22 protein-coding genes are annotated in these 15642 nt (G+C 35.7%); 8 read left to right on the top strand and 14 right to left on the bottom strand.

What is annotated here, in order from left to right:
• Nucleotides 1-235 precede the first annotated feature (235 nt).
• The 5 genes from AABL52_RS06380 (at nucleotide 236) to AABL52_RS06360 (ending at nucleotide 2885) form a co-directional block, all read left to right on the top strand.
• Nucleotides 236-1213, top strand: coding sequence for a LacI family DNA-binding transcriptional regulator (locus AABL52_RS06380; RefSeq protein ID WP_341519070.1), 978 nt, complete (start codon nucleotides 236-238; stop codon nucleotides 1211-1213).
• A gap of 97 nt (nucleotides 1214-1310) precedes the next feature.
• Nucleotides 1311-1892 carry a TetR/AcrR family transcriptional regulator gene (locus tag AABL52_RS06375; RefSeq protein ID WP_002073006.1) on the top strand — a complete coding sequence of 194 codons (582 nt, stop codon included), beginning with the start codon at nucleotides 1311-1313 and terminating at the stop codon, nucleotides 1890-1892.
• Nucleotides 1893-1963: 71 nt separating this feature from the next.
• On the top strand, nucleotides 1964-2296 hold the full coding sequence (locus AABL52_RS06370) for a DMT family transporter (RefSeq protein WP_000312339.1): 333 nt from the start codon (nucleotides 1964-1966) through the stop codon (nucleotides 2294-2296).
• Nucleotide 2297: 1 nt separating this feature from the next.
• Nucleotides 2298-2612: a DMT family transporter gene (locus AABL52_RS06365; protein WP_000312377.1), complete on the top strand. Its 315-nt coding sequence runs from the start codon at nucleotides 2298-2300 to the stop codon at nucleotides 2610-2612.
• Between the two features lie 15 nt (nucleotides 2613-2627).
• Nucleotides 2628-2885: a DUF3975 family protein gene (locus AABL52_RS06360; RefSeq protein WP_000265394.1), complete on the top strand. Its 258-nt coding sequence runs from the start codon at nucleotides 2628-2630 to the stop codon at nucleotides 2883-2885.
• Nucleotides 2886-2901: 16 nt separating this feature from the next.
• Here the strand turns inward: AABL52_RS06360 and AABL52_RS06355 are convergent, their stop codons facing one another.
• The 12 genes from AABL52_RS06355 to gcvT form a co-directional block, all read right to left on the bottom strand.
• Nucleotides 2902-3087: a hypothetical protein gene (locus AABL52_RS06355; RefSeq protein WP_001042427.1), complete on the bottom strand. Its 186-nt coding sequence runs from the start codon at nucleotides 3085-3087 to the stop codon at nucleotides 2902-2904.
• Nucleotides 3088-3336: 249 nt separating this feature from the next.
• Nucleotides 3337-3930, bottom strand: coding sequence for an ABC-2 transporter permease (locus AABL52_RS06350; protein ID WP_341519069.1), 594 nt, complete (start codon nucleotides 3928-3930; stop codon nucleotides 3337-3339).
• A 13-nt stretch (nucleotides 3931-3943) separates the two neighbouring features.
• Entirely contained in the window at nucleotides 3944-4567 is a 624-nt protein-coding gene (locus tag AABL52_RS06345; RefSeq protein WP_340421238.1) for an ABC-2 transporter permease, read from the bottom strand.
• 31 nt (nucleotides 4568-4598) lie between these two features.
• Nucleotides 4599-5231, bottom strand: a complete 633-nt coding sequence (locus AABL52_RS06340; RefSeq protein ID WP_341519068.1) for an ABC-2 transporter permease — start codon at nucleotides 5229-5231, stop codon at nucleotides 4599-4601.
• A gap of 14 nt (nucleotides 5232-5245) precedes the next feature.
• Complete coding sequence (locus tag AABL52_RS06335; protein ID WP_001249551.1) at nucleotides 5246-5914, bottom strand: ABC-2 transporter permease; 669 nt, start codon at nucleotides 5912-5914, stop codon at nucleotides 5246-5248.
• Nucleotides 5895-6767: an ABC transporter ATP-binding protein gene (locus AABL52_RS06330; protein ID WP_000891317.1), complete on the bottom strand. Its 873-nt coding sequence runs from the start codon at nucleotides 6765-6767 to the stop codon at nucleotides 5895-5897. Before AABL52_RS06330 ends, AABL52_RS06335 begins: the two co-directional genes overlap by 20 nt.
• Before the next feature lie 3 nt (nucleotides 6768-6770).
• Nucleotides 6771-7145: a GntR family transcriptional regulator gene (locus tag AABL52_RS06325; RefSeq protein WP_001021351.1), complete on the bottom strand. Its 375-nt coding sequence runs from the start codon at nucleotides 7143-7145 to the stop codon at nucleotides 6771-6773.
• A 116-nt stretch (nucleotides 7146-7261) separates the two neighbouring features.
• Complete coding sequence (locus AABL52_RS06320) at nucleotides 7262-7453, bottom strand: hypothetical protein (RefSeq protein WP_000535935.1); 192 nt, start codon at nucleotides 7451-7453, stop codon at nucleotides 7262-7264.
• Between the two features lie 70 nt (nucleotides 7454-7523).
• On the bottom strand, nucleotides 7524-7727 hold the full coding sequence (locus tag AABL52_RS06315) for a DUF3929 family protein (RefSeq protein WP_000639160.1): 204 nt from the start codon (nucleotides 7725-7727) through the stop codon (nucleotides 7524-7526).
• Between the two features lie 362 nt (nucleotides 7728-8089).
• Entirely contained in the window at nucleotides 8090-9565 is a 1476-nt protein-coding gene (gene gcvPB, locus AABL52_RS06310; RefSeq protein WP_000795689.1) for an aminomethyl-transferring glycine dehydrogenase subunit 2, read from the bottom strand.
• Entirely contained in the window at nucleotides 9562-10905 is a 1344-nt protein-coding gene (gene gcvPA / locus AABL52_RS06305; RefSeq protein ID WP_000903236.1) for an aminomethyl-transferring glycine dehydrogenase subunit 1, read from the bottom strand. Before gcvPA ends, gcvPB begins: the two co-directional genes overlap by 4 nt.
• A gap of 20 nt (nucleotides 10906-10925) precedes the next feature.
• On the bottom strand, nucleotides 10926-12026 hold the full coding sequence (gcvT, locus tag AABL52_RS06300; RefSeq protein ID WP_000631760.1) for a glycine cleavage system aminomethyltransferase GcvT: 1101 nt from the start codon (nucleotides 12024-12026) through the stop codon (nucleotides 10926-10928).
• 392 nt (nucleotides 12027-12418) lie between these two features.
• On the opposite strand from gcvT, the gene AABL52_RS06295 reads away from it, so the two are divergent.
• Both AABL52_RS06295 and AABL52_RS06290 read left to right on the top strand, forming a co-directional pair.
• Nucleotides 12419-14101, top strand: coding sequence for a DEAD/DEAH box helicase (locus AABL52_RS06295; RefSeq protein ID WP_001100050.1), 1683 nt, complete (start codon nucleotides 12419-12421; stop codon nucleotides 14099-14101).
• Complete coding sequence (locus tag AABL52_RS06290; RefSeq protein ID WP_341519067.1) at nucleotides 14088-14882, top strand: YqhG family protein; 795 nt, start codon at nucleotides 14088-14090, stop codon at nucleotides 14880-14882. The genes AABL52_RS06295 and AABL52_RS06290 overlap by 14 nt, the downstream gene beginning before the upstream one ends.
• A 35-nt stretch (nucleotides 14883-14917) precedes the next feature.
• Here the strand turns inward: AABL52_RS06290 and AABL52_RS06285 are convergent, their stop codons facing one another.
• Together AABL52_RS06285 and AABL52_RS06280 are read right to left on the bottom strand one after the other, a co-directional pair.
• On the bottom strand, nucleotides 14918-15049 hold the full coding sequence (locus AABL52_RS06285; protein ID WP_000064662.1) for a hypothetical protein: 132 nt from the start codon (nucleotides 15047-15049) through the stop codon (nucleotides 14918-14920).
• A gap of 97 nt (nucleotides 15050-15146) precedes the next feature.
• Nucleotides 15147-15374: a hypothetical protein gene (locus AABL52_RS06280; protein ID WP_000032702.1), complete on the bottom strand. Its 228-nt coding sequence runs from the start codon at nucleotides 15372-15374 to the stop codon at nucleotides 15147-15149.
• Nucleotides 15375-15447: 73 nt separating this feature from the next.
• Between AABL52_RS06280 and AABL52_RS06275 the strand changes: the two genes are divergently transcribed.
• Nucleotides 15448-15564: a hypothetical protein gene (locus AABL52_RS06275; RefSeq protein ID WP_003279814.1), complete on the top strand. Its 117-nt coding sequence runs from the start codon at nucleotides 15448-15450 to the stop codon at nucleotides 15562-15564.
• Nucleotides 15565-15642 lie beyond the last annotated feature (78 nt).

Below are 15642 nucleotides of genomic sequence, written 5' to 3'. Positions count from 1 at the left end.
TATTCGCTTCATTAACAAACTCCCCTTTGAAAACTTTCCACGTTATTCTCACACATTTTGACAAAAACTCTTTTATAGACGCAAAAAAAGACCCCCATCATTCTCACGCCCAAATAAAAAGGTTACGCGCATAACAGAAGTCATGTTTATAACATAGTTTGTGAAAAGCTTTTCAGGTCAAGATTTTTTCATTCTTATTATTTTCCCTTTATAATAAGGGGAAGAGGTGATACATATGGCCAATATAAAACAAATTGCAAAAACCGCTGGTGTATCCATATCAACTGTTTCCCGCGTCCTTAATAATCATCCTTACGTAAAAGAAGAAAAACGTAAGCGGGTTCTAGATGCTGTTGAAGAATTGAACTATGCCAAAAATATAAATGCTATTCATTTAATAAAGGGAAAAACATATACGATCGGTGTAATGCTCCCTTTCATTAACCTTCCATACTTCAGTACCATTATTGAAGGAATTGGAAACGAAGCGTTAGCAGCTGGATATCATATTAATTTATGTCAAACGAATTACGATAGCCTCGAAGAGATTCGTGTTCTTGAAATGATGAAAATGAAACAATTCGATGGAATAATTATTTGCTCTCGAACGAGTTCTTGGGAACAAATTGAACCTTTCGCCAAATTTGCACCTATTATTTCATGCGAAAAAATGAACCACTCCCTCATTTCATCTATCTATGTAGATCATTACGAAGGCTTCCGTCTCGGTACTGCCTATTTACTTAGTAAAGGCCATGAGAAAATCGGAATCTGTTTAGCAAGAAAAACGAGTGCAAATTCTATAGAGCGTGAAAAAGCATTCGCAGATACACTTCGTAACGCAGGTAAAACGGCACATCCTGATTGGATTTTTCATCAATGCTATACCATGCAAGACGGTGCACAAATACTCCATCGTATTTTAAACATGAAAAATCGTCCATCCGCTATTTTTACAGCGAACGATCAAGTTGCAGCTGGTTTATTAACAGAGGCGCGAAAACATGACATTCGAGTCCCTAAAGACCTTGCAATCCTTGGATTTGATAATCATGAAATTTCAAAGGCGTTAGAAATTTCAACTATTGAGCATCCTGGTCTCGCAATGGGCTCACATGCTTTTTCTTTATTCCATAAACAAATCCAGAGCGAGCAAATTGTCGGGAGCGCAAAAGAGCTTTCATTCCATTTAATTGAGCGAGAGACTGTCTAAAAAGAGCGTTACCTATCGCGCTCTTTTTTCAGCTCTTCCCCTATTGACTTTATATTTTCCATCTCATATAATGAACCTAACGAACGGTAGGTAGGGGATGAAAATGACAGCAAACCGCATTAAAGCTGTAGCACTTTCTCATTTCGCACGCTACGGCTACGAAGGAACTTCATTAGCAAATATTGCTCAAGAAGTTGGGATTAAAAAACCATCGATTTACGCACACTTTAAAGGAAAAGAAGAGCTATATTTTATATGCTTAGAATCCGCTCTTCAAAAAGATTTACAGAGCTTCACAGACGATATCGAAAATTTTTCAAATTCGTCTACTGAAGAATCGCTCTTACAGTTACTAAAGGGCTACGCAAAACGATTTGGTGAAAGCGAAGAATCAATGTTTTGGTTACGAACTTCTTATTTTCCGCCCGATGCATTTCGCGAACAGATTATCGAAAAAGCGAATACACACATTGAGAACGTCGGAAAACTTTTATTCCCTATATTTAAACGGGCAAACGAGCAAAGTGAACTGCATAACATTGAAGTAGAAGACGCTCTAGAAGCTTTTCTATGCTTACTAGACGGACTTATGGTTGAGCTACTATTTGCGGGTTTAAATCGCTTTGAGACTCGTTTAAACGCCTCTTGGCAAGTATTTTGGCGAGGCCTTTCAAACTGACGGATTGCTCCTTTGCAATGCGTCGTTTTTAAGCCCTTTACCTAACGACTGGTAGGAAGGAGAAATGACATATGGCATGGATTTATGTAATCATAGCTGGTATTATTGAAATCTTTTGGGTCATTGGACTTAAAAAAGCGGAGGCACCACTTGAATGGGCTGGTGTTGCGTTATTAATTACAATTAGTTTCGTTTTATTATTTAGAGCTTATAAAGATTTACCTGTCGGCACTGTATACGCCGTCTTTACAGGAATCGGAGCTGGTGGGATTGTTCTGACAGAGATTTTCATCTTCGGAGAACCTTTCTCTATTGTAAAGGTTTTATTAATCGGCTTAATCTTCTTCGGTGTAATTGGTTTAAAACGAGTAACAGAAGAAAAAGAAGCGAAGGAGGCCGCATAAAATGGCTTGGTTATTTTTAATTCTAGCTGGTATTTGTGAAATTATTGGTGTACTCTTTATGAAAGTAGCCACTGAAAAGAAAGGCTGGGCACCAAAAGTTATTTTAATCGCTAACTTCGGCGTAAGCTTCTTCTTCTTATCTCTTGCGATGGATACATTACCGATGGGAACTGCTTACGCGATTTGGACTGGAATCGGAACTGCCGGAAGTGCACTTCTAGGTATTCTCATTTTCCGTGAATCAGCGGATTGGCGTCGTCTTGCCTTCTTAAGCTGCATTCTATGCGGCGCTGTTGGCTTAAAACTATTAAGCTAACGTGAGGTGAATGTCATGTGGAAAGAAAAAGGAAAACAAATGCTAGCATGGATTACACTCGGGATCGTCATTCTACTACAAATCAGCTTTCATATAATAGAATGGTTGTTTCATAGAGTCGTATCCATTCTTACATTTCTTCCTAACATGGCACTTGAAATTGCATCTATTGTTTGGTCAGTTATTGCCTCCATTACAATCGTCATTATATGGAGTATCGCCAAACTGTGGAATACATTATTTAAAAAGGACAGTACTTCTGAAAAAGAGTAACTGTCCTTTTTAATATTCATTCAGACTTTCTGTAGAAGTTTGATGCGATAAGACAAAGAAGACCAACTATGACAACACTTATACCAATTCCTTTATGCAAATTAGGAAATGGTGATGGTATATCTGAATAAAAATTTGCTAAAATGAGACCGATTGAAAATAAAAATATCCCTATTCTATATAACCATTTTCTTTTGTTCATCATTCTCCCCCTAACATTTTTCATACACTCCTTTCTTTTGGACATACTACCTAAAAAAGGAGTGAATACTATGCAAAATTCTATACATAAGCAGATCCTATTTTTATTTTTCCTCTTTCTCATTCTCGTTATCGTTTTCAGCTTTATATTACATACTCCAAAAGATGTTGTACCAAACAGCCTCTCTGTTTATAAACTCTTACTTTCATATTGTCGTTATTGAAGAAGGTGCCTTACATAAGGCACCTTTTAAAATTCTCTCTTCTCATACAATTTCACTGAAACGAAGATAGATACTATGAACATGCATATTGAACTAACGAATAACATGCTGTTATATAATTGAATTTGTTCCATGCTGATTTCAAAGAACATGGTACCAATTGCTGTCGGTGCTATTAGTATGAAAAGCGTAATAAAAGAAGCTTTTTTATACCCAAACCAAAACAATATCGGTAATACAATGCTTAAATATATAAAAACAAAGCCAGAAATCGTAATTACTGTTGTCGTTATAAATTCAAAAGTTCCATCTTCAAATCGATTGATCACTACAGGACTAGACACTATCATACTTATAATAAAAATAATAAGTGCCATTATGTATTTAGCTAACACAATTTGCTTTTTCGCTAGCGGTAAACTATTTACTATTACTTCACTATCATATTTTTTATCGTCATTGAATGTTTTTAAAATTGCTATTACTGGAATTATAGCTGACATAATTATGTAAAAACTTTTAATATCCATTAATGTCATATACAAGAAAAGAGGATAGATTAAGTGCCATATTAAATACTTCCATTGCATGATAAAGTCTTTTATTATAAGTTGCTTCACAATCGCTCCCTCCTTATAAATCACGCTCATTGTACAAATGAATTGAGAAAAACATGGACATAACATATAAAAGAAGCAGCCCTGCTATAAAACAACTATTTACAACAAGACTCGTGCTCCAGGGATTCTCTATATCTAACCACACTTTACTTACAATCAGTCCACTTAAATACCCAAATGCAATTCCGATGAAGGGTGCAATTTGTTTTGCACTGCTATATCCCACTGAAAATTCAATTGGAAGTACGATTATGCTACAAACCAATCCTCCCGTTATTCCGCCAAGAACAGCTCCCCACAGCATAAGTCCAGTTATATATTCATTTTGTAACTGAATCAAGCCAATCACTAGCGAGAAACCTCCACCTAGAGCAACTAAAATACTTACAAATATGTATTTCCCTATGACAATATCTTTCCGCTCAAACGGTAAACTATTTACTATTATTTCACTTGTATTTTTCCCTTCATAACTCATTGACAGTACCATACCAAGAAAAGGTATAGATACGCTAATCGTCATAAGGAAACTATCACTATGAAAATCAACAATAGCAAGGAAAAACAAACATATAAGATAAACAAATCCTAACTTTCTTTGCAACATCATATCTTTTAAGACTAATTGCTTGATCATATTTTACCCTCCTAATATGAAAATGCCCCTTCTATAACTCTGCCTCCTGAAACATTTTCATTGAGAGCAACATTGATATGACTATACTTACTAACACTCCGATACCAAGAATACTCATTACTAGTGTAGCCTCTTGAGAGTGGAGTACTTTTAACATGATTATTTCATCACCAAAAATATTGCACATAAGGCCAATCATACTCATTAAAGGAAAAATCATAATCACATTCAAAACAGTAATAGCTTTATATCCCCCAATGTAATTAGTAGGTATCGTTACTACACAATAAATCAAGGTTGCTACTATTGCTGAAAATATTGCATATCCAGGAATAACTATATCTCTGTTCAACAAAATATTTCCTAATATTACGACTATAGAGGTTATACTCAAACCGACTATAATAAATAATGTGGTTGAAATATATTTAGCTATAACTATCTCTTTTCTCATTATAGGCAAACTCACTAATACTTTTTCTGTTTTACTTTTCTCCTCATGATAAAAAGAAATATAAATAATTGTACTACATGTTATAAATAATCCTATTGCAATCCCCATTGGTTGAACGGAGTCCCTAAAAATAGATAACATAGGTATTAAAAAATAGAAAGGAAATATCTTCTTCTGTAAGAAAAACTCCTTCAAAATCAACTGTTGCATATGAATTCTCCTCTCTATAAATCACGTGCTTCATAAATTTTAATTGTAAGAAACATAGAAGCGATATAAATACTGACTAATGCAATGAATCCAACTATAAATACACCAATATGCAGAGGATTCATAATCCACTCAAGGAATGGAGGTGTTGTTTCATTCAGCCCATCACTAATAAATATCCAAAGTATCCCACCCACTCCTATTGATGCTGCTGATACTAGACTTCTTACTACCTTCGACTTTGTACCATAATAACTAGGGAAAAAGGTGACGACCAAAAATACGGCGTAAACAACCCCATTTATTACTTCATGCCACGGAATTTCAATGTATAGATTAGGATGATATGCACCGATATCAACCAGAACAGCAATACCTCTTATAAGGAAAATAAACAACATAGTAGAGAACATACCACCTACAATAAATATTGCACTGGAAATATATCTAGCAATTATGATGTTTTTTCTACTTAACGGTAAACTATTCATAACAATGTCACTGGTATTCCGTTCATCAATTACAATCAACATCGTAATTGATGAAAGCGTTACAAATAAACAACTCATAGGAAACAGCATTCCATCACCGTTTTCAAATAAAAAGAATATAAAGGGTATAGTAAGATACACTGGCCATATCCCTCGAAAAAAGAACAAATCTTTATATACGAGCTGACGCATAGGCACCTCTCCCTTTCGCGGTGTAAACGATGATATCATCTAATGTAGGCTGTTCTATTACAACCTCATTTCCAAACCAATCGATAATGGCTTGTTTATCCTTCGCTAAACCTTCGAAACCAAACTTGTTTTTTCGTAATCCAACAAATAGCTCTTTTCCTTCTCGGTCTAATAAATCATTATTTCCCTTTACGATTACGTAGTTCTCCATTAAATCGTCTTTTTCACCAGTAAATATAATTTCTCCATCGTTGATAAACGTAATATAATCTGCGATGCGCTCTAAGTCTGTTGTAATGTGCGTTGAGAATAATACAGATACTTCATCTTCCATTACAATTTCTTGCAACATATCAAGTAATTCACTTCGGACAACTGGATCTAATCCTGCTGTCGGTTCATCCATAATAATAAACTTCGCGTGGTGCGAAAGTGCGATGGCAATCGCAAATTTCATTTTCATCCCTTTTGATAGTTCTTTAATTTTTTTATACTTCGGAACTTGCAATCTATGCATATACGATTGATACTGCTCTTCGTCCCACTTTTTATATAACGGTGCAATAATACGCTTCATTTGTTCACACGTTAAATCTTCGTAATAATGATTTTCATCATATACAAAACCGATATTTTGTTTTATTTCCTTTTCGGCTTTCTTATTGTCCTTGCCAAAAATTTTTATATCGCCGCTATCTTTTCGAATTAAATTCATAATCATTTTGATCGTCGTACTTTTCCCTGCTCCATTCGGTCCGACAAATCCCATAATATATCCGCGTGGTAATGTAAAACTTATATTTTTCACTGCAAAATCTTGATAACTTTTACAAACATTTTTTAGCTCTAACATCTTTTATTCCCCCTCATATAAACACGCAATCATCTGCTGTAAATCTTCAAGTGAAAGCTGCAACGCTTTACTTTCATTCACAATCTCTTCCGCTTTACTTTCCAATAGACGTAGCCGCTGTTCTTTTAGCAGTTCATTATTTTTACGTGAAACATAAGTCCCCTTCCCAGCAACAGTTTCTATATATCCTTCTTTTTCAAGCTCCTCGTACGCACGCTTCGTCGTAATTACACTAATTTGTAATTCCTTCGCTAAGCTACGAATAGACGGTAATTGGTCTCCACCTTTTAAACCACCATTTAAAATAAGCTGGCTTAATTGTTTTCTTATTTGTACATAAATAGGGTCTTGGGAAGAATTCGAAATAATAATATTCATGTTTTCCTCCAGTGTGTATATACTGTGTATACCTTATATATACAGTATATACACACCATCCTATTTTTGGCAAGAAAAAAAGACCAACATTTTCCTGTTGGTCTTTCGTATATGTATCACTTTTCAAAGCGATCTAACATCTCATCTCTCATTCCGAAACTCACTACCGCAATTCCTACATACATAAACAGAAGGAACGCAGGATGAACTGTGTTGTACCAAGTGCTATCAACAATTAAATAAATCGTTAATGCGACAACAAGAACAAACGCTAAGATAAACATATAAAAGTGTCTTGTGCTACCCATGATAAACTCCTCTCTTCTCACTTCACCATTCAACAGTATATTTTATCGAATAATTCGATATGACTCAAGGTTAACTTTCTGTTATGTAATCAAGTTCCACCTTTACAATGTCCTCACATGCTATTGAAATGATCGTTCCTTGCTTATCAATTGCCGTCACTTCTCTATTATCCATTACACGATGCGCTACTCTTTCTAGCACTTTTCCTTGGTCTCGATAACAAAATTCTTTTACATCTTTAATCGTTTTTCCGTTTTCTAAATGGTATATCATTCTATAACACCGATATCCCACATTTTCACCCCCAGCTTGCTCGTTTTTTCACATATACATAAAAATGAGTCATTCCTATCTCATTACATCTTCTTAATTTCAATAAAATTCTAACAAAAATAAATACTTTTATCAAACCGACTTTTTCAACAAAATCACCTATGAAACTGCTTCTTTACGCCATTATGAAACAAAAAATATAAAATAGTAACATTTTCTTCACCACTTCTGCATAAAGTGAAACTTTAATCAGTGGGGGATTTTTGTTCATCCCGATTGATTATCAGCCCGCAAATCGCGGGACAAATTCTCCATACAAAAAAAGAACCCGCATATAGCGAGTTCTTCTTTTGTTATTCTAATCAAACTTGTACAGGAGCTAGCTTTTCATAACGTAAAACTGGTTTACGAGCAGCCAATGTTTCATCCAAACGTTTAATTACCGTTGTATGTGGCGCTTCTTGTACAACTTCAGGATTTTCTTCTACTTCTTTAGCAATTTGAATCATCTTATCAATGAAACCGTCTAATGTTTCTTTTGATTCTGTTTCTGTCGGCTCAATCATAATGCATTCTTCCACATTTAATGGGAAGTAAATTGTTGGTGGATGGTAACCGAAATCAAGCAGGCGTTTTGCAATATCTAATGTACGTACACCAAGTTTCTTTTGACGACGACCTGATAAGACAAACTCATGCTTACAATGTCTATCGAATGGAAGATCATAGAATGGTGCTAGTCTTCTCATCATATAGTTCGCATTTAATACCGCATACTCCGTTACTGCACGTAGTCCATCTGGACCCATAGAACGAATGTATGTGTATGCACGAACGTTAATTCCGAAGTTACCATAGAATGGTTTTACGCGCCCAATTGCTTCTGGACGATCATAGTTAAAGTGATAGCCATTTTCTGTTTTCTCTAAAATCGGTTTTGGTAAGTACGGAATTAAATCTGCTTTCACACCTACTGGACCAGAACCTGGGCCACCGCCGCCGTGAGGACCTGTAAATGTTTTATGAAGGTTTAAATGCACAACGTCAAATCCCATATCTCCTGGGCGCGCTTGGCTTAATACCGCATTTAAGTTTGCACCATCATAGTATAATTTACCGCCTGCGTTATGGACGATTTCTGCCATTTCTAAAATATTTTCTTCGAATAGACCTAATGTATTAGGATTTGTTAACATAAGTGCTGCTGTTTCTTCGTTTACAACACGTTTTAAATCTTCTAAGTCAACAAGACCATGTTCATTTGATTTTACTGTAATTGTTTCAAAACCAGCTACAGTTGCAGATGCTGGATTCGTTCCGTGAGCAGAGTCAGGAACAATTACTTTCGTACGGTTAAAGTCACCATTTGCTTCATGGTATGCACGAATTAACATTAAGCCTGTCCATTCTCCGTGTGCACCAGCTGCTGGTTGTAATGTAACAGTATCCATACCTGTAATTTCAATTAAATGCTCTTGTAAGTCGTACATTAATTCCATTGCACCTTGTACGGTCTTTTCGTCTTGTAACGGATGAATATTTGCAAATCCTGCGAAACGAGCTACATTCTCATTAATTTTCGGATTATATTTCATCGTACAAGATCCAAGTGGATAGAATCCAGAATCAACACCGTGGTTACGGTTTGAAAGTGCTGTATAGTGGCGCATAATATCAAGTTCAGATACTTCTGGTAGCTCTGCATCTTCTACTCGAATATAATCGCTCTCAAACACGTCTTCTAGTTTCACTTCTTCTACATCTAATTTTGGTAGGCTATATCCTATGCGTCCTTCTTTACTCACTTCAAAGATAAGTGCTTGGTCTTGGTTCTTCATTGGATAGCCCCCATTTCGTTTACAAGTGTGTCAATTTCCTCTTTTGTACGAAGCTCAGTTACTGCTACAAGCATATGATTTTCATGCTCTTTATAATCACGGCCTAGGTCGTAACCACCGATAATATTCTTTTGTAATAATGCATCGTTTACTTCTTTCACTGGACGCTTGCAATCTACAACAAACTCATTGAAGAATGGTCCAGCAAATGTTACAGTGAAGCCTTTCGCTTCAAATTGACGTTTTGCATATTGTGCTTTAGAAATATTTTGACGTGCCATTTCTTTCACACCTTGTTTACCAAGTGCCGTCATTGCAACTGATGCTGCTAATGCATTTAACGCTTGGTTTGAACAAATGTTAGACGTCGCTTTGTCACGGCGAATATGCTGTTCACGCGCTTGTAACGTTAATACAAACCCACGTTTACCATCTGAATCTACAGTTTGTCCAACAAGACGCCCTGGAATTTTACGCATAAATGCTTTCGTTGTTGCAAAGTAACCACAGTGTGGTCCACCAAACTGCGTTGGAATACCAAATGGTTGTGCATCACCAATTACAACATCAGCACCAAATTTTCCTGGTGGTGTTAATGCGCCTAATGATAATGGATTTGAAGAAACGATAAATAATGATTTTTGTTGATGAACGATTTTTTCAATATCAGCTAATTTTTCAACTTGTCCGAAGAAGTTTGGATATTGAACGATTACACAAGCAACTGTATCATCTACTTCACTTTGTAATACGTCTAAATCTGTTACACCATCTTTATGATTAATTTCAACAACTTCAAGATGTTGACCTTTTGCATATGTTTCAAGTACTGCTCTTGATTCTGGATGAACTGCACTAGACACAAGAATTTTCTTTTTACGAGTATGGCCAGCTGCTAGCATTGCCGCTTCAGCTAAAGCTGTACCGCCATCGTACATAGAAGAGTTTGCTACATCCATTCCTGTTAATTCACAAATCATTGTTTGGAATTCAAAGATTGCTTGTAATTCCCCTTGTGAAATTTCTGGTTGGTATGGCGTGTAAGCTGTATAAAATTCTGAGCGAGAGATAACGTGATCTACAATTACTGGAGCGTAATGATCGTATACGCCTGCTCCTAAGAAAGAAGCGTATTCTTTTAAGTTAGCATTTTTACTAGCCATTTGAGATAACTCTTTTAACAGCTCTGGCTCTGATTTTGCTTCTTTAATTTTTAAATCCCCTTTAAAACGAACACTCTCTGGAATATCAGAGAATAACTCATCGATCGTTTGAACGCCGATCGTTTGTAACATTTCTTTTTTGTCTTCTTCTGTCATTGGAAGATAACGATGCAACATGAAATCTACCCCTCTCCCCGTTACTTTGAACGTTTATAAAATGGTGTTGGAACAACTACTGCTTTGACGCGTTTATTACGAATTTCAATTTCTACTTCTGTATCAACTGCTGCGTATTTTACATCAATTAGTGCTAAACCAATGCTTTTCTTTAACGTTGGAGATTGTGTACCACTCGTTACTTCCCCGATTTTTTCTTCTCCAATAAATACAGGGTAATGTGTACGAGGAATTCCACGTTCGATTACTTCGATGCCGACTAACTTACGAGGCGCACCGTTTTCTTTTTGCTCTTTTAACGTTTCTTTTCCAAAGAAGTCTGCTTCTTTATTTGGTTTTACCGCAAAGCCAATTCCAGCTTCAATCGGTGTAATATCTTTTGATAATTCTTGGCCATAAAGTGGTAATGTAGCTTCGAAGCGAAGTGTATCACGAGCACCTAAACCACATGCTTTTAAGCCTTCTTCTGCTCCAACTTCAAGAAGTTTCTCCCAAAGTTTTGCAGCATCTTCACTCTTACAGTAAATTTCAAATCCATCTTCACCTGTGTAACCCGTACGAGATACAAGTGCTGGAATTCCATCTACAAGAATATCGTTTTTAAATTTAAAGAACTTAATTTCTTTCAAATCTTCTGACACAACTTTTTGTAAAATGCCTTCTGCTTTTGGTCCTTGAATTGCAAGCTGTGCAACTTCACTAGAAACATTGACTACTTTCGCATCGCCAATTACATGGCTAGCTAACCATTCGTAATCTTTCTCGATATTTGATGCATTGATTACTAATAAATAGTCTTCTTCACCACGTTTGTAGATTAATAAATCATCTACTGTACCACCATTTTCGTAGCACATAGCTGTATATTGTGCGCCTCCTACCTTTAAGGTAGAAACGTCATTTGTAACAACACGTTGTAAAAATGCTAAACTATCTACACCTTTTACCTCAACTTCTCCCATATGAGACACATCGAACAAACCTGCCGCTGTACGTACAGCTTCATGTTCTTCTTTAATGCTTGAAAATTGAACTGGTAATTCCCAACCACCGAAGTCGATTGTTTTCCCACCATACTTCGCGTATACATCAAATAACGGTGTACGTTGTAATGTAATCATGCTCTCTCCCCCTTATGCTTTGACAAATCAATAAAAGTTGCTCGCCATATCTAAACATTTTCACTCTGAAAAGATAGGATATACGGAATCTCCTTATATTTTTTTATGAAAGCGTAAATAAAAAATCACTTTCTTGGATAAAATACGAAAGATTCCACACATTTCACACCATTATCCTAACATTATTCGCTATATTTCATCAATATTCTAGCATAAAAAATAATTTAGAATTTTTTATTCTTAATCTCATTAAATACAACTTTCAAAATTTAGCCCTTTATCTTTGCCTATTCTTTAACTTTTAGTATGTGTAATAACGCCTTATTACAAGGCTTATATAATAAAGATTTTTTTAATAATTACTTTAGTTTATAAAAGGTGGGAGAGTCGTAATGAATGTCGATATTTCCGTAGATCGAACGTGGCAAAACAATTTTTTAAATAGAGTTGACGAAGATGGCCCTTGGACAAACTGGGATTTATATCATTTAGCTTATAAAACAGAAAAATCGTTACTTGTTCCTACTTTCGATGGATTACAAGCACCGAAGCATTTATCTCATTTCACACCACTTCCGCATCAATTAGAAGTCGCTCAAAATGTCATTGAACAAATGAATGGCAAAGCGATACTAGCAGATGAAGTGGGACTTGGGAAAACAATTGAAGCTGGGCTTATTTTAAAAGAATATATGGTCCGCGGCCTTGTGAAAAAAGTACTTATACTCGTCCCTGCCTCTCTCGTATCACAATGGGCATACGAACTAAATACAAAGTTTTTCATTCCAGCTGTAGCCCAAAAGAAAAGCTATTCATGGGAACAAGCCGATGTGATTGTATCATCAATTGATACTGCAAAACGTTCACCGCATCGTGATATCGTTTTGAACTTAGAATATGACCTTATTATTATCGATGAAGCACATAAACTTAAAAATAATAAAACAAAAAACTATGAATTTGCACAGCGATTAAAAAAGAAATTTTGCTTATTATTAACTGCTACTCCTGTCCAAAATAAGATTGATGAAATTTTCAACCTTGTTTCTTTATTAAAACCAGGACATTTAGGCAATCAATCCAACTTTGAAGAATATTACGCTTCAAAAAATCGTTCAGCCGAATCTGATGAAGATTTAAAAGCTCTTATTAATAAAGTAATGGTCCGAAATCGCCGGCATAATACCGGAATTGATTGGCCAAAGAGACATGTACGTACAATTTTCGTTGAGTTTAATGAAGAAGAGCAAGCTTTGTATAACGGGATTGAAAATTGGCGAGGACAAGACGCCTTCACATCCGCTTTCTCATCGTTAACTTTAAAACGAGAAGCTTGTAGTAGTCGTGAGGCTGTGTACTATTCATTAAAAAAACATGTAGAAAAACGTCAGAAGGAAAATGAGCATTACATAAAAGACCCGCATATTGATGTGCTAATGGACAAAATTAATCATATTCCTTTCAATTCAAAGGCGAATAAAGCTCTTGAGCTTATAAAAGAAATTGACGATAAAGTCGTCATCTTCACAGAATATCGAGCATCACAAATGTACTTACAATGGTTTTTACAACAACACGGCATTTCTTCCGTTCCATTCCGCGGCGGATTTAAACGTGGGAAGAAAGACTGGATGAAGGAGCTTTTCCAAAACCACGCACAAGTATTAATTGCAACTGAAGCTGGTGGTGAAGGGATTAACTTACAATTTTGTAGCCATATGATCAATTATGATTTGCCATGGAATCCAATGCGCCTTGAACAAAGAATCGGACGTATTCACCGTCTTGGTCAAAAGAATGATGTTCATATTTATAACTTAGCTACAAAACACACTGTTGAAGAACATATTTTGAAACTGTTATATGAAAAAATCAATTTATTTGAGCGTGTTATCGGGGAACTTGATGAAATTTTAACGAGAATTAATATGAAAAACATCGACGCGCACATTCAAGAAATATTTGCGCAGTCAAAAAGCGAAGGAGAAATCCGAATTAAGATGGAAAACTTAACATCTATTATCGACTTCGCCAAACGAAATGAAGCTGAGGTGCAAGGCTATGCAGCAACATGAAATTCATAATTACTTATACAATTTTTTCGAGGCGAATAACTGTGAAGTTTTACAGCGCTCCCCTCATCTATTAGATGTGCAGTTAACAATTGAGATGGATAAATTATTAATGAATCGCCCTTTTTATTGGCACTATCTTGAGAAAACAGGAGGCGTACCGAATCCGATGCGCCTTACTCTTATTACAAATCCAGAAAATGAAGAAAACGATGGCGAGCTTATTCACTACGGTTCACCACGTCTTCATCAAATTTTCCAAACGACAAAAGAATTAGGCTCTTACATACGTTTATATGAGGATGTACGGCATAGCGGGGCAACGCATACACCGCTCCATCCGTGGCTCGGTGTAAATATTAAAGTTTCCTATCAATGTGATCGAAAAAAAGACATCCTTCACTCCATTGGGATTCATCTCATTTCTGGCACAATGATCGCAAACTTTCATGAAACATTAGCTAAAATTAAACTTACACCGAAAATACCTGACTTTTGTTTTACGCTCTCGCCTATCATTAAACCGCAAAGCGGTTTACAACGTATAGAGGATGCTTTAAAGAATATTATTGCGGAAGATGACCATACGTGGGCGAAAGAAGCAAGAGTGCGCTGGAATCATGATTTAGACCTTTTAAATCGTTTTTATGAAGAAAGTGATGAACTTCCCGAAAGCTATGAAATTGAAAAACAAGCACTGCAAGAACAATACGAGCCACGTATTACAGTGCAAATTATTAACGGTGGACTTTTTTATGTTACCGCAAATCATTTTCTATCTTAAAAAGCCCCTTCTGTTTTAGAAGGAGCTTTTTTGAATTATCCTCTATCGCCATTACGCCCTTGTTGTTTTTGCTTTGCCATACGTTTTTGATGCGCACGATCCTTTGCACTCACATGATTTGCATCAGTTGGAAGGTTTTCTTTTGAACGGCCAATTCCATTACTCATTTGTCCCACTCCTTCTTATGTCTTTCAAAATACATCCTTATTTTCAGCTAGAAATACAATCCTTATACAAAAAAATAAGAGCAGCCATTGGCTACTCTTACTCGCTCACGTATTTTTGAAACATATCATGGATGCCTTTATTTACTAGGTTCGAGATCTGCTCGTCAGATTTATTCGGATAACGATCACGCAATCTGATAGATGCCTTCACCATTAAATTTTCTAATACAGAACGGCCACCTTCTCCATAAATAATTTCAGCATATTTAACAAGCCTTCCATCCTCTACTGTTGCTGGATTATGATTGAAGAAAAATTTACTCATTGTCTCCACCTCTCTCTTTTGATAACGTTTACATTTATATAGATTATTTATGTTATTTATTTCACAATATTGTATGCATGTATATTTAATTAGTTTCATTATAAAGCAACATATCGATAGTAAATATGTTATTTTCCGTCCATTTTGTGAACAAACTAAAAATGAAAGCGTTTCCTTTATTATATACTAAAAAAACTTACTACGCTAGGGGCAATTTTTTCAATCTACTAATCCCTCAAAAAACGATATATTTTTTCTTTTCCCATTA

Origin of the sequence: Bacillus paramobilis (assembly GCF_038096195.1) — a bacterium.
Classification (GTDB): Bacteria; Bacillota; Bacilli; order Bacillales; family Bacillaceae_G; genus Bacillus_A; species Bacillus_A mobilis.
Note: the sequence above shows the minus strand (reverse complement) of the source record. Positions and strands in the feature narration are given on the sequence as shown.